This window comes from Thiomonas sp. UBA7699, from assembly GCF_002482605.1.
In the GTDB taxonomy this organism is placed as follows: Bacteria; Pseudomonadota; Gammaproteobacteria; order Burkholderiales; family Burkholderiaceae_C; genus Thiomonas; species Thiomonas arsenitoxydans.
The window spans coordinates 103478-122021 of record NZ_DLGH01000005.1 but is presented as its reverse complement, the minus strand read 5'-3'; the positions used below and the strand labels follow the sequence as shown (position 1 = coordinate 122021).

The window sequence follows — 18544 nt, the reverse complement described above, 5'->3', positions numbered from 1 at the left end:
ACCTTGCGCCGCGACAGCGGGGACGGGCTTTCTACAATCAGCGGCTTTCCATTTTTCATAACAAGGCTTCCATGACGGTCGATGTGATTGTCGCGCAGGATCTGGGCAAGACCGTTTCCGATGTCGGCGACGCCCTGACCATTCTTCACGCGGTGCAACTGCGAGTTCCTGCGGGACAGAGTGTGGCCATTACTGGCGCCTCGGGCTCGGGGAAATCCACGCTGCTGGCTTTGCTCGCCGGCATGGATCGGCCCAGCACAGGTCAGGTGTGGATCGACGGCGTTGATCTCGACAGCCTCGACGAGAACGGCCGGGCCGATCTGCGGGCGCAGAAAATCGGCTTCGTGTTCCAGAATTTTCAGCTCATCGACCACTACACCGCGCTGGAAAACGTGGTGCTGCCTCTGGAAATTTCCGGGCGCGCTCACGGCGCGGTGGACGCCGCAACGACCTTGCTGCACGCCGTGGGTCTGGGCCAGCGCCTGCATCATCGCCCGGCCTTGCTGTCAGGCGGTGAGCAACAGCGCGTTGCCCTGGCCCGCGCCTTCGTGGGCCGACCCCGGCTGGTCTTGGCCGACGAGCCAACGGGCAATCTCGATGCGGCCACAGGTGAGCGCATCATGGATTTGATGTTCCGGCTGCGCGCCGAAATGGAGGCAACGCTGGTACTGGTCACACACGATCCGGCGCTGGCCGCACGCTGCGACCGCGTGTGCACCATGCACGCCGGTCACTTGACCGAACAACCCCAGGCGGTGGCTGCATGAAGCCGCTCTACGGATTTCACGCGGTGGGCGCGCGCCTGCGTGCGGCCCCTGCGTCGGTGCACGCGGTGTATGTCGATGCCAGTCGGCGCGATGCGCGCATGCAGCAGTTTCTGCGCAAAGTCGAGGCCTCGGGCGTGGAGCTGAAAACCCTCAGCGCCGAGCGCCTGACTGCGCTGGCGGGCACCGACCGTCATCAGGGCGTGGTGGCGCAGGTCGATGACTTGCCGACTGTGCACGACCTGCACGCCGTGCTCGATGCCGTGGAGGGCGCGCCGCTGGTGCTGGCGCTCGATGGCGTGACCGATCCGCACAACCTCGGCGCCATCCTTCGTACTGCCGACGCGGCGGGGGTGCATCTGGTCATTGCGCCGAAAGATCGCGCGGTCGGGCTCAACCCCACCGTGGCTCGCGTGGCCAGCGGCGCGGCGGAAACCGTGCCCTATCTCATGGTGACCAATCTGGTGCGCAGTCTGGGCGAATTGCAGGATCGTGGCCTGTGGGTGATGGGTACTGACGAGGCCGCGACCGACGATGTCTACGCCGCCAAATGGACGCAGCCCGCGGTGCTGGTGATGGGCGCCGAGGGCGCCGGCATGCGCCGTCTGGTGCGCGAGACCTGCGATCAGCTGCTGCAGATTCCCATGCTCGGCGCGGTGGAGAGCCTCAACGTCTCCGTCGCCGCCGGGGTTTGTCTTTACGAGGCCGTGCGTCAACGGCGCGCCTGAGCCTGATCTATCGGGCTTCGCTGGCGCGCTCCAAGCGGTGATGCATGCGCTGCAGCGCAATCCAGACAATCAGGGCGATGATCGGGATGGAAATGCCCTCGGCCAGCTTGGGCTTGATGTGCAGCCAGGGTTCGGCCGCTTCGAACAAATGGCCCACCAGTGACGCCATGTAGTACGTGATCGCGGCCACCGACAGGCCCTCGACCGTCTGCTGCAGACGGAGTTGCAGGAACTGCCGACGGTTCATCGACGCCAGCAAGCTGCGGTTTTGCTGCTGCATGGCCACTTCCACCCGTGTGCGCAGCAGGTTGCTGCAGCGTGAAACCCGCTCGGAAAGCGCCTGCTGTCGCCGTGCCGCCCAGGCGCAGGTTTGCATCGCGGGTGCCAGCCGACGCTCCAGGAATTGCCCGATGGTCTGCAGGCCGAAGATCGGCTTTTCGTGCAGTTCGGTCACACGCCGGTTGACCAGGTCGTAGTACGCATTCGCCGCGGTAAACCGGCCGTGAGAAGCGGCATAGACACCTTCCACGGCAGACGCCAGCAAAGTCAGACGATCCAGGGTTTTGTGGTCGCGATTCGGCTCGGCGTCTTCGGCGCCGCCGTTGCTGCCGATGGCGTCCATGATGCTCACCAGATCCTGCTCGTATCGGTTGAGTTGGGGGGTGAGTTCGCGAGCGACCGGTAGCGTCAGCAAAGACAGCAGGCGATAAGTCTCGATTTCGAGCAGGCGCTGCACCAGTCGCCCGCGCCGCCGCGCCGACATGGCCTTGCTCAACACAATGAAGCGGGTAAAGCCGTCGGGCGCGATGCGCAGATCGGTGAAGACCTGTGCATGACCGTCGGCCACATCCGACCCGACCAGTGCATCGATGTCGAGAACCGCGGAAAAATCAGGCAGGGTGTCGCAGCCCAGTTCGCCCTCGGGCATGACGGCGACGTGGTTGGCGCACAGGCGTTGCCCCGGAATGCGCGCCAGCCATTCCGCCGAAACGCGGTCGCAGGCGCAGCGTTCAAACAGCGGATCTTCCGGGCCGAGGGCCTCGTGCGTAATGAAGGTGTAGCTGACGAACTCGCCGTGGCGCTCCCAGCGCAGGCGCACCGGGCCGATCTGCTCCGTGTGAAACATGCTGCCCATTGCTGGCGGCGGCAGGTGCAGATTGCCGAGCAGTTCACTGAGGTGTTCAAACGCCTGCTGCGACTCGGACGGGCTGACCAGCATCACTTGATGGCTGACCTGCGCCGGCGCACCCACACGCTCGAACGGGCGGGCGTGGATCTCGTTGTGAAGCTGCTGACGCAAAGGATGTTCGGACATGAGAGACGAGCGGTGGGCTGAAAGAAAAACTGAAAGACGCAGGACGGGGCCGAGCCCGTCAGTCGGTCTGGGTGGGCGGAAGTCTGCTATGATGCTCGGGTTTTGTGCGGTGCGGAATGAACGCATAAAAAGCGTTCAGAAAGCACCGGGCCAGCGCAACAAAAAAGTGACTGGCCCGCATCAAGCAGCACAAAACAGAAGCACAGAGCGCGCCATGCTACCAACGCGAATGAGGGAGTGATTTGACGGATCGCTCAAAATTCAGCACGAGGTCATTGTGTGGCGCAAACTGTGGCGCAAACCACCCGCAAACCGGCTCAACCAGGTGTTGAGCCGCTGCCGAAGTTACCCGGTGCTTGCACTGGAGAATTTGGGCGGCGTGCCAATCAGAGCCGGATTTCAGACCCAACTTGGATTGGAAACTTTATGTCAGTCTCAATGCGTCAAATGCTGGAAGCCGGGGTGCACTTCGGTCACCAAACCCGCTTCTGGAATCCCAAGATGGCCCCGTACATCTACGGCCATCGCAACAAAATCCATATCGTCAACCTCGAAAAGACGCTGCCGATGTACTTGGAGGCGGCGAAGTTCGCTCGCCAACTGGCTGCGCGCCGTGGCACCATTCTGTTCGTCGGCACCAAGCGTCAGGCGGGTGAAATCGTGCGTGAACAGGCCGAGCGTTGCGGCATGCCCTATGTCGACCAGCGCTGGCTCGGCGGCATGCTGACCAACTTCAAGACGGTCAAGACCTCGATCAAGAAGCTCAAGGACATGCAGGCCCAGGCGGCCGAGGGTGTGCTCGAGCAGATGAGCAAAAAAGAAGCGCTGACCTTCCAGCGCGAAATGGATAAGCTGGAAAAATCCATCGGCGGTATTCAAGATATGGCGGCTCTGCCCGATGCGATTTTTGTCATCGATGTGGGCTACCACAAGATCGCCATCGCCGAGGCGAAGACGCTGGGCATTCCGGTGATCGGCGTGGTCGATACCAACCATTCCCCGCTGGGCGTGACTCACATCATTCCGGGCAACGACGACTCGGCCAAAGCCGTGATGCTGTACGCGCAGGGCATGGCCGATGCCATCCTGGAAGGCAAGAACGACGCGGTCAATGAAGTCGTGCAAGCCGTCTCTGAGGGCGAAGAAGAATTCGTCGAAGTTCAGGAAGACGCGCCTGCCGCTTGACGGGGCCAAGATGATCCTGCTGCAACGGCCCGATTCACCGGCCTGAAACACCCCGGGGCTGCGATACACAGCCCCTTTTTTTCAACTGCGTTTCTAGTTTTCGATTTCAAGGAGTTCAACAATGGCGGCAATTACCGCAAGCATGGTGGCAGAACTGCGTGCCAAGACCGATGCCCCGATGATGGAGTGCAAAAAGGCGCTGACCGAGGCCGAAGGCGATATGGATCGCGCTGAGGAAATCCTGCGCGTCAAGCTCGGCAGCAAGGCCAGCAAGGCGGCTTCGCGCGTGACGGCCGAAGGCATCGTGGCGGCCTATATCAACGGCACGACCGGCGCGATGATCGAGCTGAACTGCGAAACCGATTTCGTGGCCAAGAATGACGATTTCCTGGCCTTCGGCAAAGACCTGACCCAGTTGATCGCGGCGCAGAACCCTGCCGACGTGGCGGCGCTGTCGGCACTGACGCTCGATGGCGAAACCATCGAAGCGCGCCGCAGCAAGCTGATCGGCAAGATCGGCGAGAACATGACCATTCGTCGCTTCAAGCGTTTTGCGGGCGATCACAAGCTGGTGAGCTATCTGCACGGTACGCGCATCGGCGTGATGGTCGAGTTCACCGGCGACGAAGTGGCCGCCAAGGATGTGGCCATGCACATCGCCGCGATGAAGCCGGTGGCGCTGTCGTCGTCGCAGGTGCCCGCCGAGCTGATCGAGAAAGAGCGCTCCATCGCCTCGCAAAAAGCGGCCGAGTCGGGCAAGCCCGCCGAGATCATCGCCAAGATGGTTGAAGGCTCGGTGCAGAAATACCTCAAGGAAGTCTCGCTGTTCGATCAGGTGTTCGTCAAGAACGACAAGCAGACGGTCGAGCAAATGCTGAAATCCGCCAACACCACGGTGCACGGCTTCACCATGTACGTGGTGGGTGAGGGCATCGAAAAAAAGTCGGAGAATTTTGCGGAAGAGGTGGCCGCGCAGATGGCTGCAGCCAAGCAAGGTTGAGCGCCGTTGCCCGGCTGACCGGGGCCGATTTGGGCCAATTGGGTCGATTGGGCCCGGTCGCCTAGCACCTTGTCGTCTCGCTTCTTTGCAGCTTCTCCAACTCGGCCTTTTCACCTTTCTACCGCTCGCCAGGAGTCACCATGTCCGGATACAAACGTGTTCTGCTCAAGCTCTCGGGCGAGGCCCTGATGGGCGATGATGCTTATGGCATCAATCGCGTCACCATCGAGGCCATGGTGCGGGACATCGCCGAGGTGGTGCATTCGGGCGTGCAGCTGGCGATAGTCATCGGTGGCGGCAACATCTTCCGCGGAGTGGCGGGGGGCGCTGTGGGCATGGACCGGGCGACGGCGGACTATATGGGCATGCTGGCGACGGTGATGAATTCACTTGCGCTGAGCGACGCCATGAAGCACGCCGGGCTGAATCCGCGCGTGATGTCAGCCATTGCCATCGACCAGGTCGTCGAGTCTTATGTGCGGCCCAAGGCGCTGCAGTACCTCGAGGAAGGCAAGTCGGTGATTTTTGCAGGCGGCACGGGCAATCCGTTCTTCACCACCGATACGGCCGCCGCGCTGCGTGCAGCCGAGGTTGGTGCCGAGGTCATGCTCAAGGCGACCAAGGTCGATGGCATCTACACCGCCGATCCGGCCAAAGACCCGCAGGCCGAGCGTTATGCGCGGATCAGCTTCGATGAGGCGATCGCGCGGCGTTTACAAGTGATGGACGCGACGGCCTTTGCGCTGTGCCGCGAGCAGAAGATGCCGATTCGCGTATTCAGCATTTTCAAGCCGGGGGCGCTGATGCGCGTGGTTCAAGGCGCAGACGAAGGCACGGACGTCTACGTCTGATTACCATCGCAGTCTTTGAGGCCCGCGCCGCGCTGCTTTTTGCGCAGCGGGTTTTGTTTTTTCCCGATCTGTTTTTGGAGTGCATCATGGGAATCGCAGAGATCAAGAAAAACACCGAAGAAAAAATGCACAAGTCGATCGAGTCGCTCAAGCTCGATCTGGCCAAGGTGCGTACCGGGCGTGCGCATACCGGCTTGCTCGATCATGTGATGGTGGACTATTACGGCACCATGATGGCGATCAATCAGGTGGCGAACATGAATCTGGTCGATGCCCGCACCATCAGCGTGCAGCCGTGGGAAAAGAAAATGGTCCAGGCCGTCGAAAAGGCGATTCGTGAGTCCGATCTGGGTCTGAATCCCCAGACGCAGGGCGACATCATTCGCGTGCCCATGCCTGCGCTGACCGAAGAGCGCCGTCGCGATCTGGTCAAGGTCATCAAGCAAGAAGGCGAGGGGGCCAAGGTGGCCGTGCGCAATTTGCGCCGCGATGCGAACCAAAGCCTGAAAGACCTCGTCAAAGCGAAAGAAGTCTCCGAAGACGACGAGCGCCGCGCGCAGGACGAGGTGCAGAAAATTACCGACCGCTGTATTGCCGAGATCGACAAACAACTGGCGCAAAAAGAAGCGGAGATCATGGCGGTCTGACGGGAGCCAGCGGATTGTTCCGCTGCTCTGATCGGCGTTCCAAGCTGTGTTTCTCATATTGATGGCATGAGCAAGAAAACCATCGCCAAGCGCGACCCCTCCACGCTGCCACGCCATGTGGCGGTGGTCATGGATGGCAACGGACGTTGGGCGCAGCGAAGGTTCTTGCCGCGTTCCTCCGGGCATAAATTCGGTGTTGACGCGCTGAAAAAAATCGTGCGTCACTGCGCGGAGATCGGTGTGAAGCACCTCACGGTGTTCGCGTTTTCTTCTGAAAACTGGGCGCGGCCGGCAGAGGAGGTGCAAACCTTGATGGACCTGTTCGTCAAGGCGCTACAGCGTGAGTCTGCGGAACTGGCCAGACAAGGCGTGCAGTTGCATGTGGTGGGCGATCTGTCGGCCTTTTCTGTCGAGATGCGCGCGCTCATCGACCAGTCCGAGGCATTGACCCGCCAAAATGACACCCTGGTGCTCAACGTGGCGCTCAACTATGGCGGGCGTTGGGACATGACGCAGGCGGCACAAGCTCTGTTAGCCGCGCAGGAGGCCCCCACGCAGCAAGCGCTAGCGCGGCATCTGGCCCTGTCGCACTCGCCCGACCCAGATCTGCTGATCCGCACCGGGGGCGAGCATCGCATCAGCAATTTCCTGCTCTGGCAACTGGCCTATACCGAGCTCTATTTCAGCGATATTCTCTGGCCCGACTTCAATGCCGAAGCCTTTGACGCAGCGCTGGCCGATTTTGCCAGCCGCCAGCGTCGTTTCGGTGGCGTCCCCGAGGCCAAATCGCCCGCCGCGGCCTGAGGCGGCGAGCGGCGCATCTGCATCATGTTGCGACAGCGCGTCCTGACCGCCCTGGTGTTGATGGCACTTTTGCTGCCTACCTTGTTCTGGCGTGATCCCCTGCCATTTGCGCTATTGGCGCTGGCGTTTTGTGCTGTGGGCATGGGCGAGTGGGCGCGGCTGGCTGGCTATCAAGGCTTTAGCGCGTTGTCCTTCTGGGCTTTGCTCTGGGCGGCGATTGCGGCGGCTTTGCTCTGGCTACTGCAACAGCAGGCCTGGCAGATGGCTTTAGCCTGGCGCTGGTTCTGGCTGGCCTGCAGCATGGCATGGTTGCTCGCGTTGGGGCTGAGTCTGCCCAAGGCCCGCCTGCCCGCGGCGCTGCGTCATCCTTTGACGCTCACTCTATTGGGCTTTTTGCTGTTGCAGGCCGCCTGGCTGGCGCTGGTCCAACTACGCGTGCAGGGCGCGCTTTTCATGCTGTCTTTGCTGGCGCTGGTTTGGGTGGCGGATATTGCGGCGTACTTTGGCGGCAGGGCCTGGGGGCGCAGCAAACTCGCGCCGTCGATCAGCCCTGGCAAGACCCGTGCCGGGGCCTGGACGGCTCTGATCGCCACGCTGTTCTACGCTGCAGTCTGCGTGAGTCTGGCGCCGACATACCCCAATTATTTTTCGCGACTCAATACGCAGTTCGGCGGATTCGGGCTCGCGATTCTGGTCGTCGTGCTGCTGGCGTTTGCCATTGCGGGCGATCTGTTCGAGTCCTTGCTCAAACGCGCGGCAGGGCTGAAAGACAGCGGCAAGTTGCTGCCGGGACATGGCGGCGTGCTGGACCGCATCGACGCGCTCTTGCCGGTGTTGCCTTTGGCCTTGCTGCTGTTGGCGTTATGAAAACGGTCACCATTCTCGGCTCTACCGGCTCGATCGGCGCCAATACGCTGGCCGTGCTGGCGCTGCACCCAGAGCAGTTTCGGGTGTTTGCCCTGGCCGCGCACAGCAATGCCGACAAACTGTTTGCGCAGTGTCTCGAATTTCGCCCGAACTACGCCGTGCTCGGTAGTGCGCAGGCGGCCAGCAGCCTGCAGCAACGTTTGCGCGCCGAGCATTGCCCGACGGAAGTATTGAGCGGCCCCCGGGCGCTCGACGACGTGGCGGCCGCGCCCGAAGTCGATCTGGTCATGGCCGCCATCGTGGGCGCCGCCGGTCTGTCGGCCAGCCTCGCCGCGGCCCGTGCTGGCAAGCGGCTGCTGCTGGCCAATAAAGAGTCGCTGGTCGTCGCCGGCGATCTACTGTTGCAGGCCTTGGCGCAAGGCGGCGGCGATCTCATTCCCATCGACAGCGAACACAGCGCCATTCAGCAAAGTCTGCCCGATGATCGCAGCCGCTGGCAGGCGGACGTGCGCAATATCGTGCTGACCGCTTCGGGCGGGCCGTTTCGCCAGCGTGCCGCGCACACCTTGCAGGCGGTCACGCCGACGGAGGCCTGCGCCCACCCGAACTGGAGCATGGGCGCGAAGATCTCGGTCGATTCCGCCACCATGATGAACAAGGCGCTGGAGGTCATCGAGGCGCACTATCTGTTCGGCATGCGGCCCGAACAGATCGAGGTGCTGATCCATCCCCAGAGCATCGTGCATTCGATGGTCAACTATCACGACGGCTCGGTGATTGCCCAACTCGGGCAGCCCGATATGCGCACCCCTATTGCCTACGGCCTGTCCTATCCCGCCCGCATGGCCTCGGGCGCGCCGTGGCTCGACCTGGCGCGCGTGGGACGGCTCGATTTCGAACAACCCGATCCCCAGCGGTTCCCGGGCCTGGCCTTGGCTTTCGAGGCACTGCGCATGCCGGTGGGCGCCTGCGCCGTGCTCAATGCGGCCAACGAAGTGGCCGTGGACGCCTTCCTTCATCAGCGCATCCGGTTTACCGATATTCACCGGATCAATGCGGATTTGCTGGCAAGTGCACAATGCGCGGGCTGTGATTCCCTGGAGGCCCTGGCTGAACTAGACGTCCAGACGCGACTCCAAGCGCAACAGCGCGTCGCGCAACTCTCTCCCTCCGGGCGGGGCGGCGCGGCGCTACTGGCCTGACGCGAAACCATGAACCTGCTCATCACCCTGCTGGCGTTTGCCTTTGCACTCGGCGTGCTCATCACCATCCACGAGTTCGGTCACTACCGTGTGGCCGTGGCGTGCGGCGTCAAGGTGCTGCGGTTTTCCATCGGTTTCGGCAGACCCTTGCTGCGCTGGACGCGAGGCGCCGACAAAACTGAATTCACCCTGGCCTGGATTCCGCTCGGCGGCTATGTGAAGATGCTCGACGAACGCGAGGGCGAAGTGGCCGAGGCCGAACTGCCGAGGGCGTTCAACCGACAAAGTCTGTCCAAGCGCGCGGCCATCGTTGCAGCAGGGCCAGCGGCTAATCTATTGCTCGCTACCCTGCTGTTTGCCGTGGTGGCGTTGGCCGGCGTGCGCGAGCCGGTTGCCGTACTGGGCGCGCCGCCGGTTCATTCGCCCGCTGCCGCAGCGGGAGTGCAGGGCGGTGAGCGTGTCTTGGCGGTCGTGCATGACGGCTCGCAGGAAGCCGTGCAGAGCTGGACGGGGCTGCGCTGGACGCTGCTGAACGCTGCGATGAACGGCGATCGCCTCGCGCTCGTTGTCGAACGAAAAACGGACGGCCCGACGCAACAAATTGCTCTCGATTTTTCTTCGAGCATGCGAGCGGCGGAGAGCGCCGGGTTTCTCACCACCTACGGTTTGCATCTGCAGAGCCCGCCGGCCGAGATTCGGGAAGTGGTCGCAGGTGGCCCGGCGCAGCGCAGCGGCCTGCTTGCCGGCGACCGGATCGTCGCAGTGGACGGCAAACCCATCGTCTCGGCAGACGCCCTGATGCGCTCCATTCAAACATCGGGTGGCAAGCCGATGCAGCTTGAGGTGCGTCGCGATGGCCGTACTTTCCAAACCCAGTTGCAGGCGAAACCGGTGCAGGTCAATGGCCAGTCAGTCTGGCGCATCGAGGCCATGCTGGGCGGCGAAATTCCCACAGTGAAAATCGAGCGCAATCCGCTGCAGGCCTTGCAGGACGGCGTACAGCGCACCTGGGATCTTTCGGCCCTGACCCTCAAGACCCTCGGGCGCATGGTGATCGGCCAGGCTTCGCTGCAAAACTTGAGCGGCCCGGTCACGATTGCCGATTACGCGGGTAAAAGCGCCGAGCTGGGCTGGATGGCGTATCTCAGCTTTCTGGCCGTGGTCAGCGTCAGCCTGGGTGTGCTCAATCTGCTTCCTTTGCCCATTCTGGACGGAGGGCATCTCCTGTATTATGCGTACGAGGGATTGACCCGTCGCAGCGTTTCGCAACGCTGGCAAGAAAGGCTGCAGCAAGGCGGTCTCGCGGTCATCGCCATGATGATGGCCATCGCCCTCTACAACGATCTGGTTCGCTTGCTCGGCCAGATGCACTAATCCAGCTCGAGGTCAATTTGAGGTTTTCTCCCGCACTTCGTTGTGCGACGGCGGTTGTGATCGCTGTTGCAGGCGTGCAAGCACACGCAGCTGAATCGTTCACTATCAAGGACATCCGCGTTGACGGTCTGCAAAGAACCGAACCCGGTACCGTGTTCAGCTATCTGCCGTTTCGGGTCGGTGAAACCTACACGCCCGAGGGTGGGGCGGCGGCCATTCGGGCCTTGTTCGCCACCGGGCTGTTCAAGAACGTTCGTATCGAAACCGACAACGATGTGGTCACCCTCATCGTCGAGGAGCGTCCGACGATTGCCGGGGTCGAGTTCGCCGGAACCAAGGAGTTCGACAAAAAGGCCTTGACGACGGCGCTCGCCTCCGTGGGGCTTGCCGAAGCCCGGCCTTACGACCAAGCGCTGATCGATCAGGCCGTGCAGGAACTCAAGCAGCAATATCTGGCCAAGGGCTTCTACGGCACCGAGGTGAATGTCACGACCACGCCGCTGCCGCGCAACCGGGTGAACGTGTTGTTCACCGTAGTCGAAGGGCAGATTGCCAAGATTCGTTCCATCCGCGTCGTGGGCAACAAGGTGTTCGGCGAAGGCACTTTGCTGGGCTTGTTTACCCTCAGCACACCGGGTTGGCTGAGCTGGTATACCAAGGACGATCAGTATTCCAAGGCCAAGCTCAATACCGATCTGGAGACCCTGCGCTCCTACTACCAAGACCGGGGCTATCTCGATTTTCGCATCGATTCCACGCAGGTGGCTCTGTCGCCCGACAAAGACGGCATCTACATCACCGTCAACGTGCACGAGGGGCCGAAGTACACCGTGTCGGGCTACCAACTCGCGGGCAACTATCTCGGGCAGGACGATGAATTCCGCGCACTGGTCAAACTCAAGCCGGGCGAGACTTACAGTGCGCAGGCGCTCAACGAGAGCGTGAAGGCCATCACCAATCAGTTCGGCGTGTATGGCTATGCCTTCGCCCGGGTCGAGGCCAAACCGGTGATCGATCGTCAGACGGATCAGGTTTCTTTCACCATCACGGCCGATCCGGGTAAGCGCATCTATGTGCGCCGCATCGATATCGCGGGCAACACCCGCACGCGCGACGAAGTGATTCGCCGTGAATTCCGGCAATTCGAAGACTCCTGGTACGACTCCGACCGCATCAAACTCTCGCGCGATCGGGTGGATCGTCTGGGCTACTTCAAGGGGGTGACGCTGCAGCCGCGTGAAGTGCCGGGCACCAACGATCAGGTCGATCTCGACATGAACGTGGAGGAGAAGCCTACGGGCAGTCTGTCTCTGGGCGTGGGCTTTTCGAGTGCGGACAAACTGTCGTTCAACGCCGGCATCAGCCAAGACAATATTTTTGGCAGCGGCAACAACCTCGCGGTCGACTTCAACACGTCGAGCTACTACCGCACGCTGTCGGTGTCGAGCACCAATCCGTACTTCACCGAAGACGGCATCAGCCGTACGGTGAATGCGTATTACCGCACCATCCAGCCATACACCAGCCAGGGTAGCAATTACAAGATCGTCACCCCGGGGTTCAACCTTCAGTTCGGCATTCCGTTCACCGAAGAAGACCGGGTGTTTTTCGGCGCCGGTTATGAGCGCTACACCCTGGACCTCTCTCCGGGTGCGCCGGCCTCCTACATCGCCTATGTCAACCAGTTCGGCAAGACATCCAGCGGCATTCCGCTGACCATCGGCTGGCAGCGCGACAGCCGCAACAGCGCCCTGGTGCCCACCGATGGCCGCTATCAGCGCCTGAGCTTCGAGATCAGTCCGTTCAGCACCCTGCGCTACGACCGCATCACTTATCAATACCAACAGTATCTGCCGCTTACGCGAACCACCAATCTCGCGTTCAACGGCTTGATCGGTTATGCCCACGGTTTGAACGGCCGCCCCTTGCCGGTCTTCAAGAATTTGTACGCCGGCGGTATCGGCACCGTGCGTGGCTTCCAGCAAAGTTCGCTGGGCCCGCAAGATGCTCAGGGCAATGCGCTGGGCGGGGCCAAAATGCTGATTGCCGATTTCGAGTATCAGTTTCCTTTCCCCGGCACTGGCGCGGACAAATCGCTTCGCATGTCGGTGTTCAATGACAACGGCTATGTGTGGGGCGAGAACCAGAAAGTCAGCCTGAGCGATATGCGCTCGTCCATTGGTATCGGCGTGTCCTGGATTTCACCCATTGGCCCGTTGAAGTTCAGTGTGGCCAAGGCGGTTCGCTACAAGTCCACCGATAAACTCCAGAGTTTCCAGTTCACGGTTGGCGCCGGTTTCTAACCTCATACGATTTCCATGAAATTCCACACTCTATCTCGCACTCTTCTGGCCGCGGTTTGTGCCACTGCGTTTTTGATCAGCACGCCTGTCATGGCGCAGACGGCAGCGCCCGCGGCTGGTACGGCGGCCAACGCACCCTTCAAGATCGGCTTCATCAACACCGAACGGGTGCTGAAAGATTCAACCCTGGCCAAGGCGGCCCAGCAGAAGCTGGAGGCCGAGTTTTCCAAGCGCGATAAGGATCTGCAGGACATGGCGGCCAAGATCAAGGCGGCCAACGAGAGCCTGGAAAAGAACGGTCCGGTCATGTCGGATGCAGATCGCATCAAGGCGCAGCAGAATCTCGTGGACATGAACCGCGAATTCCAACGCAAGCAGCGTGAGTTTTCCGAAGACCTCAATGCCCGCCGCAACGAAGCGCTGGCCTCGGTGCTCGACAAGGCCAACAAGGTCGTGCGCGACATCGCCCTGAAAGATCACTACGACATCATTTTCCAGGAAGCGGTGTACGTCAATCCGCGCATCGACATCACCGACAAGGTGCTCAAAGCGCTGGATGCTCAGTCGGGCAAGTGAGCCAGTCGGCTGTGTCGACGCCTGGCATCTTTATGGATGGCCTCACGCTTGAGCAGATTGCAGCCCGGCTTGGCGGCGAACTCATCGGAAACGGGCAAGCGGTCGTTCAGCGCCTGCGGCCTATCGGCTCGGCCTCTGAAACCGACATCACCTTCCTGAACCGGGACAAGCTGCGCCCGCAACTGGCCGAGACCGCGGCCGGTGCGGTCATCCTGCCCGAGTCGCTTCGCGGTGCGTTGCCGCGCTCGGGCAATGCGATTGTCGCCCGCGATCCTTATTTGTATTACGCACACCTGTCGCAGTGGTTTTGGGCCTTGCGGCAGCCGCCGTTTGAGCCGGGGTGTCATGCCACCGCGCAGATCGATCCTGCGGCTCAGGTTTCTCCCGCTGCACGGGTGGACGCCTTTGCGGTCATCGAGGCGGGTGCGCAAATTGGGGAAGCGGCGCATATCGGGGCAGGCTGCTTCGTGGGGCGCGATGCCGTGATCGGCGCCGGTTCGGTGCTGCATGCGCGCAGTAGCGTGGCCTGGGGGTGTCGACTCGGAGCGCGTTGCGTGTTGCAGTCGGGTGCGGTGGTCGGCAGCGATGGCTTTGGTTATGCGCGGGATGCCAACGGCGCCGGAGTGAAAATCGCCCAGGTCGGCATTGCCGTGCTCGAAGACGACGTAGAGGTGGGGGCGAACAGCACCATCGACCGCGGAGCGCTCGACAATACCGAAATCGGCTTGGGCGTGAAAATCGACAATCTGGTGCAGGTTGCCCACAACGTGCGCATCGGCGCGCATACCGCGCTGGCGGGTTGCGTGGGCATATCGGGCAGTGCGGAGATCGGCGCCTACTGCTTTATCGGCGGAGGGGTCGGCATTGCGGGGCATTTGAGCATTGCCGATGGCGTGGTCATCGGCGGCATGTCGCTGGTTTCGCGCTCCGTGCGTCAGCCGGGTATGTACACCGGCGCTTTCCCGCTGGACACCCATGCCAACTGGGAGCGCAATGCGGCGACCGTGCGACAGTTGCATCAACTGCGAGACCGCATCCGCCGTTTGGAACAACATATAGAACAACACACCGAGTCTTTGAAAACAGAACCATCGACATGACGACCACGCAAGACATCACGCAAATCCTTGAACTGCTTCCGCATCGTTACCCCATGCTGCTCGTCGATCGCGTGGTCGAGCAAGTGAATGGCAAGTACATCAAGGCCTACAAGAACGTCACTTTCAATGAGCCGTTTTTCACCGGCCATTTTCCGCAGAAGCCCATCATGCCCGGGGTGCTCATTCTTGAGGCGCTGGCGCAGGCTTCGGGCATTCTGGCGTTTGGTTCGGTGGGAAAAACACCGGCCCAGGGGTCGCTGTATTACCTGGTGGGCATCGACAATGCGCGCTTCAAACAGCCCGTTATTCCGGGCGATCGGCTCGATCTGTACGTTGAGATGACGCGCAATATGCGGGGCATCTACAAGTTCACGGCAGAGGCTTCGGTCGAGGGCCGCGTGGTCGCGCAGGCCGAATTGATGTGCACCGAGCGCAGCGTGCCCTGAAGGCCAGCATGCCCAAGATTCATTCCACGGCGCAGGTCGATCCGGGCGCGGAAATCGCCGACGATGTCGAGATCGGCCCCTACGCCCTGGTCGGCCCCAAGGTTCGCATCGGTGCGGGCACGCGCGTGGGCGCGCATGTCATCATCGAAGGGCGAACCCGCATTGGCGCCGACAACCGGCTGCATCCGTTCAGCGTGATCGGCGGCGAGCCGCAGGACAAGAAATACAAAGGCGAAGATACGGCGCTGGAAATCGGCGACCGCAATGTGATCCGCGAATACTGCACCCTGCACATCGGCACGGTACAAGATGGCGGCATCACCCGGGTCGGAGACGACAACTGGATCATGGCCTATGTGCATATCGCGCACGACTGTCAGGTGGGCCATCACACCACCTTTGCCAACAATGCGCAGCTGGCGGGCCATGTTCATGTGGGCGACTGGGCCGTGCTGGGTGGCTATACCGGCGTGCATCAGTTCGTGCGCATCGGCGCCCATGTGATGACCGGCATCAGCTCGGTCATTCTGCAGGACGTGCCGCCCTATACCCTGGTGGCAGGCAATCCCGCCAAACCGCACGGCATCAATGCCGAAGGGCTGAGGCGCAGAGGCTATTCGCCCGATCAGATCGCCGCGCTGCGCGCCGCCTACCGTTTGCTGTATCGGCAGGGGCTGTCGCTGGAGCAGGCACGCACCGCCCTGGCCGATCTGCTGGCCGAGCGGCCGCAGGCGGCCGAGGCGATTAGCGCGCTGCAGGCGTTCCTGGCCGAGGCTGGGCGTGGCATCGTCCGGCCCTAAGCGGGTGATGACCGCCCGTGCTTCGGCGACTTTGGCCTTCGTCGCTGGTGAGGCTTCCGGCGATCTGCTGGCCGGGCATTTGCTCAGCGCGCTGCATGACCGGGCGCCCGGTCTAAGCAGCGTGGGCATCGGCGGGCCGCGCATGCAGGCCGCGGGTTTCGATGCCTGGTGGCCCAGCGAACGGCTCGCGGTGAATGGCTATGCCGACGTGCTGGCGCGCCTGCCCGAACTGCTGCTGATGCGCCGACGTTTGCGCGGGCGCCTTCTGGCCGAACCGCCGGCGGTGTTCGTCGGGGTGGATGCGCCGGATTTCAATTTGCAGTTGGAACGTCGCCTGCGGCAGGCGGGTATACCGGTTGCGCATCTGGTGAGCCCGTCCATCTGGGCGTGGCGGCGCGAGCGCATCGAACTGATTCGCCAGGCTGTGGATCACATGCTCTGTATTTTTCCCTTCGAGCCCGCGCTCTATGCCGATACGGGCGTGAAGGCAACTTACATCGGCCACCCCCTGGCCGAGGTCATTCCTCTGGAGCCCGACCGCGAGGCGGCGTGCCGGGCGCTGGCTCTGCCCGCAGACGGCCGTTGTCTGGCCGTGTTGCCAGGGAGTCGTCGAGCCGAGGTGAAGCATCTCATCGCGCCGTTTTTGGCCGCCGCCGCTTTGCTGGTGCAGCGTGGCCAGATGTCACGGGTGGTTGTGCCGATTGCTCATGCGGGTCTGCGACCCATGGTGTTGCAGGCGGCGGCCGCTCACCCCGACCTTCCCTTGCACCTGATCGACGGCCAGTCGCACACCGTTCTCGCCGCCTGCCATCTCGCCCTGGTCGCCAGTGGCACCGCCACGCTGGAATGTGCCTTGTTCAAGCGGCCCATGGTGATCGGCTATCGCATGTCGGCGCTCTCTTACCGCATGATGTCGGGCCGGGGTTATCTGCCCGATGTCGGGCTGCCCAACATCCTCGCAGGCAAACGTCTGGTGCCCGAGCTGTTGCAGCACGATTGCACCCCGTTGGCCCTGGCCGATGCGGCCAGCGACTTGCTGGAGCACCCGGCGCAATTGCAACACCTGCAAGACCGCTTCGCCGATATGCACCTGAGTTTGCGGCGAGATACGGCCGCGCTGGCCTCGCAGGCCATTCTCGACATGATTCCGGCATGACGCAGGCCGCCTTATTCGCCGCAGAAGACGGTGCTCCTGTTGCCCTGATTGCCGGCTGCGACGAAGTCGGGCGCGGGCCGTGGGCGGGGCCGGTGGTGGCCGCGGCGGTGGTGCTCGATCCCGCCCATCCCATTGCGGGGTTGGCTGACTCCAAGCTGCTCAGCGCTCGCCGTCGCGAGGAACTCGATGCGCAAATCCGGGCGTACAGCCTGGGTTGGAGCATCGCCGAGAGCTCGGTCGAAGAAATCGATCAGCGCAATATCCTGCAAGCCACGCTGCTGGCCATGCAGCGCGCCGTGGCGGCGCTGCCCTGCAAGATCGACCTGTTGCTCGTCGATGGCAATCAGACGCCCCAGGTGGCCATGCCCTGTCGCGCCATCGTGGGCGGCGATGCGGTGCAGCCTGCGATCAGCGCGGCTTCCATCATCGCCAAGGTGTACCGCGATCGCCTGATGACCGAGCTGGCGCAGCGCTACCCGGGTTATGGTTTCGAGCGCCACAGCGGCTACGGCACGGCGGCGCACCGCGCGGCGTTGCTTACACTGGGGCCCTGCGCCGCACACCGCCGCAGCTTTGCCCCTATCCGCCGCCTGTTGGCTCAGTCTATCCGCCCTCCCACGTTGAAGGACGTCGTGTCGTGAAGCGTATTACCTCGGCTGAAAACCCGCTGATCAAAACCCTGCGCAGCCTGTCCACCGAACCGGGCGCGGTGCGCAAGCTCGGCCAGGTCTGGCTCGAAGGCATTCATCTCATCGAAGCCGCGCTCGCCGCAGGCCATGCCGCTGAGCCGCTGATCACCACCGATACAGGCCTGCTCGACCCGGAAATCGCGGCGCTGGTCGAGCGCGTCGGCACCACGCAGACGGTGGTCTTGCATCAGGCCCTGTTCAACTGGATCACTGCGGTGGAGAACGGCCCGCCGGTGGGGATGCTGATCGCCCGTCCGAAGTCGTCCAAGCCCCGTCCGGGCAGCGCGCTCATCCTCGATCGGGTGCAGGACGCCGGCAATGTGGGCACCATGCTGCGCACCGCCGCGGCATCGGGCTGCGGCGCGGTGTATCTGCTGCGGGGTTGCGCCGGAGTGTGGTCGCCCAAAGTGCTGCGGTCTGCCATGGGCGCGCACTTCGTCATTCCGGTGTTCGAAGATCCGCCCTGGGAGCAGGTGCTCAACATCGTGCCGCGCCCGATCTATGCCACGCACATGCAGGCTGACACGGTGTTGTACGAACTCGATTTGAAGGAACCCGTGACCTGGATCTTCGGCAACGAAGGGCAGGGGATTTCAGATGCCCTGGTCGCCAAGTGTTCCGCGCTGGTGCGCATTCCCCAGGCCGATGGCGTGGAGTCGCTCAACGTCGCCGCGTCGGCGGCGATCTGCCTCTACGAGGGCGTGCGGCAGTCTCAGTTCAGCAAGACGCTGAGCTAG

At 62.4% G+C, this 18544-nt stretch carries 19 protein-coding genes; 18 read left to right on the top strand and 1 reads right to left on the bottom strand.

What is annotated here, in order from left to right:
• Positions 1–71 precede the first annotated feature (71 nt).
• Together B3H47_RS02220 and rlmB are read left to right on the top strand one after the other, a co-directional pair.
• Entirely contained in the window at positions 72–767 is a 696-nt protein-coding gene (locus B3H47_RS02220; RefSeq protein ID WP_013123704.1) for an ABC transporter ATP-binding protein, read from the top strand.
• Positions 764–1492, top strand: a complete 729-nt coding sequence (gene rlmB, locus B3H47_RS02215) for a 23S rRNA (guanosine(2251)-2'-O)-methyltransferase RlmB (protein ID WP_286985777.1) — start codon at positions 764–766, stop codon at positions 1490–1492. Before B3H47_RS02220 ends, rlmB begins: the two co-directional genes overlap by 4 nt.
• Positions 1493–1499: 7 nt before the next feature.
• On the opposite strand, the gene B3H47_RS02210 is transcribed toward rlmB, so the two are convergent.
• Positions 1500–2807, bottom strand: a complete 1308-nt coding sequence (locus tag B3H47_RS02210) for a DUF3422 family protein (RefSeq protein ID WP_013106391.1) — start codon at positions 2805–2807, stop codon at positions 1500–1502.
• A 426-nt stretch (positions 2808–3233) separates the two neighbouring features.
• Between B3H47_RS02210 and rpsB the strand changes: the two genes are divergently transcribed.
• The 16 genes from rpsB (at position 3234) to B3H47_RS02130 (ending at position 18544) form a co-directional block, all read left to right on the top strand.
• Positions 3234–3992, top strand: coding sequence for a 30S ribosomal protein S2 (gene rpsB / locus B3H47_RS02205; protein ID WP_013106390.1), 759 nt, complete (start codon positions 3234–3236; stop codon positions 3990–3992).
• Between the two features lie 121 nt (positions 3993–4113).
• Positions 4114–4992 carry a translation elongation factor Ts gene (tsf, locus tag B3H47_RS02200; protein ID WP_156054779.1) on the top strand — a complete coding sequence of 293 codons (879 nt, stop codon included), beginning with the start codon at positions 4114–4116 and terminating at the stop codon, positions 4990–4992.
• A gap of 140 nt (positions 4993–5132) precedes the next feature.
• Positions 5133–5843 carry a UMP kinase gene (pyrH, locus tag B3H47_RS02195; RefSeq protein WP_013106388.1) on the top strand — a complete coding sequence of 237 codons (711 nt, stop codon included), beginning with the start codon at positions 5133–5135 and terminating at the stop codon, positions 5841–5843.
• An 86-nt stretch (positions 5844–5929) separates the two neighbouring features.
• Positions 5930–6490 (top strand): ribosome recycling factor, encoded by a 561-nt coding sequence (frr, locus tag B3H47_RS02190; RefSeq protein ID WP_013106387.1) that lies wholly within the window; start codon positions 5930–5932, stop codon positions 6488–6490.
• A gap of 66 nt (positions 6491–6556) precedes the next feature.
• A complete protein-coding gene (gene uppS, locus B3H47_RS02185; RefSeq protein ID WP_286985771.1) occupies positions 6557–7294 on the top strand; it encodes a polyprenyl diphosphate synthase in 738 nt (245 codons plus the stop codon).
• A 24-nt stretch (positions 7295–7318) separates the two neighbouring features.
• Entirely contained in the window at positions 7319–8161 is an 843-nt protein-coding gene (locus tag B3H47_RS02180) for a phosphatidate cytidylyltransferase (protein WP_286985770.1), read from the top strand.
• Entirely contained in the window at positions 8158–9363 is a 1206-nt protein-coding gene (gene ispC, locus B3H47_RS02175; protein WP_286985769.1) for a 1-deoxy-D-xylulose-5-phosphate reductoisomerase, read from the top strand. The genes B3H47_RS02180 and ispC overlap by 4 nt, the downstream gene beginning before the upstream one ends.
• Positions 9364–9372: 9 nt before the next feature.
• Complete coding sequence (gene rseP / locus B3H47_RS02170; protein ID WP_286985768.1) at positions 9373–10737, top strand: RIP metalloprotease RseP; 1365 nt, start codon at positions 9373–9375, stop codon at positions 10735–10737.
• Positions 10737–13040, top strand: a complete 2304-nt coding sequence (bamA, locus tag B3H47_RS02165; RefSeq protein WP_414718220.1) for an outer membrane protein assembly factor BamA — start codon at positions 10737–10739, stop codon at positions 13038–13040. Before rseP ends, bamA begins: the two co-directional genes overlap by 1 nt.
• Before the next feature lie 90 nt (positions 13041–13130).
• The gene (locus tag B3H47_RS02160) at positions 13131–13616 is read left to right on the top strand and encodes an OmpH family outer membrane protein (protein WP_156055315.1); all 486 of its coding nucleotides are present in this window, start codon (positions 13131–13133) and stop codon (positions 13614–13616) included.
• Between the two features lie 32 nt (positions 13617–13648).
• Positions 13649–14716, top strand: a complete 1068-nt coding sequence (gene lpxD / locus B3H47_RS02155; RefSeq protein ID WP_286985765.1) for a UDP-3-O-(3-hydroxymyristoyl)glucosamine N-acyltransferase — start codon at positions 13649–13651, stop codon at positions 14714–14716.
• The gene (fabZ, locus tag B3H47_RS02150; RefSeq protein ID WP_013123692.1) at positions 14713–15162 is read left to right on the top strand and encodes a 3-hydroxyacyl-ACP dehydratase FabZ; all 450 of its coding nucleotides are present in this window, start codon (positions 14713–14715) and stop codon (positions 15160–15162) included. Before lpxD ends, fabZ begins: the two co-directional genes overlap by 4 nt.
• An 8-nt stretch (positions 15163–15170) precedes the next feature.
• Complete coding sequence (gene lpxA, locus B3H47_RS02145; protein WP_286985764.1) at positions 15171–15962, top strand: acyl-ACP--UDP-N-acetylglucosamine O-acyltransferase; 792 nt, start codon at positions 15171–15173, stop codon at positions 15960–15962.
• Positions 15963–15969: 7 nt separating this feature from the next.
• Positions 15970–17118: a lipid-A-disaccharide synthase gene (lpxB, locus tag B3H47_RS02140; RefSeq protein WP_286985763.1), complete on the top strand. Its 1149-nt coding sequence runs from the start codon at positions 15970–15972 to the stop codon at positions 17116–17118.
• Entirely contained in the window at positions 17115–17759 is a 645-nt protein-coding gene (gene rnhB, locus B3H47_RS02135; protein ID WP_156054789.1) for a ribonuclease HII, read from the top strand. The genes lpxB and rnhB overlap by 4 nt, the downstream gene beginning before the upstream one ends.
• Positions 17756–18544, top strand: a complete 789-nt coding sequence (locus B3H47_RS02130) for a TrmH family RNA methyltransferase (protein ID WP_013106375.1) — start codon at positions 17756–17758, stop codon at positions 18542–18544. The genes rnhB and B3H47_RS02130 overlap by 4 nt, the downstream gene beginning before the upstream one ends.

Coding starts and splice junctions, on each gene's coding strand:
- pyrH (WP_013106388.1), top strand. CDS start 5,133: ATGTCCGGATACAAACGTGTTCTGCTCAAGCTCTCGGGCGAGGCCCTG.
- rlmB (WP_286985777.1), top strand. CDS start 764: ATGAAGCCGCTCTACGGATTTCACGCGGTGGGCGCGCGCCTGCGTGCG.
- rseP (WP_286985768.1), top strand. CDS start 9,373: ATGAACCTGCTCATCACCCTGCTGGCGTTTGCCTTTGCACTCGGCGTG.
- uppS (WP_286985771.1), top strand. CDS start 6,557: ATGAGCAAGAAAACCATCGCCAAGCGCGACCCCTCCACGCTGCCACGC.
- B3H47_RS02180 (WP_286985770.1), top strand. CDS start 7,319: ATGTTGCGACAGCGCGTCCTGACCGCCCTGGTGTTGATGGCACTTTTG.
- B3H47_RS02220 (WP_013123704.1), top strand. CDS start 72: ATGACGGTCGATGTGATTGTCGCGCAGGATCTGGGCAAGACCGTTTCC.
- tsf (WP_156054779.1), top strand. CDS start 4,114: ATGGCGGCAATTACCGCAAGCATGGTGGCAGAACTGCGTGCCAAGACC.
- lpxA (WP_286985764.1), top strand. CDS start 15,171: ATGCCCAAGATTCATTCCACGGCGCAGGTCGATCCGGGCGCGGAAATC.
- rnhB (WP_156054789.1), top strand. CDS start 17,115: ATGACGCAGGCCGCCTTATTCGCCGCAGAAGACGGTGCTCCTGTTGCC.
- fabZ (WP_013123692.1), top strand. CDS start 14,713: ATGACGACCACGCAAGACATCACGCAAATCCTTGAACTGCTTCCGCAT.
- ispC (WP_286985769.1), top strand. CDS start 8,158: ATGAAAACGGTCACCATTCTCGGCTCTACCGGCTCGATCGGCGCCAAT.
- lpxD (WP_286985765.1), top strand. CDS start 13,649: ATGGATGGCCTCACGCTTGAGCAGATTGCAGCCCGGCTTGGCGGCGAA.
- frr (WP_013106387.1), top strand. CDS start 5,930: ATGGGAATCGCAGAGATCAAGAAAAACACCGAAGAAAAAATGCACAAG.
- B3H47_RS02210 (WP_013106391.1), bottom strand. CDS start 2,807: ATGTCCGAACATCCTTTGCGTCAGCAGCTTCACAACGAGATCCACGCC.
- B3H47_RS02160 (WP_156055315.1), top strand. CDS start 13,131: ATGGCGCAGACGGCAGCGCCCGCGGCTGGTACGGCGGCCAACGCACCC.
- lpxB (WP_286985763.1), top strand. CDS start 15,970: ATGACCGCCCGTGCTTCGGCGACTTTGGCCTTCGTCGCTGGTGAGGCT.
- rpsB (WP_013106390.1), top strand. CDS start 3,234: ATGTCAGTCTCAATGCGTCAAATGCTGGAAGCCGGGGTGCACTTCGGT.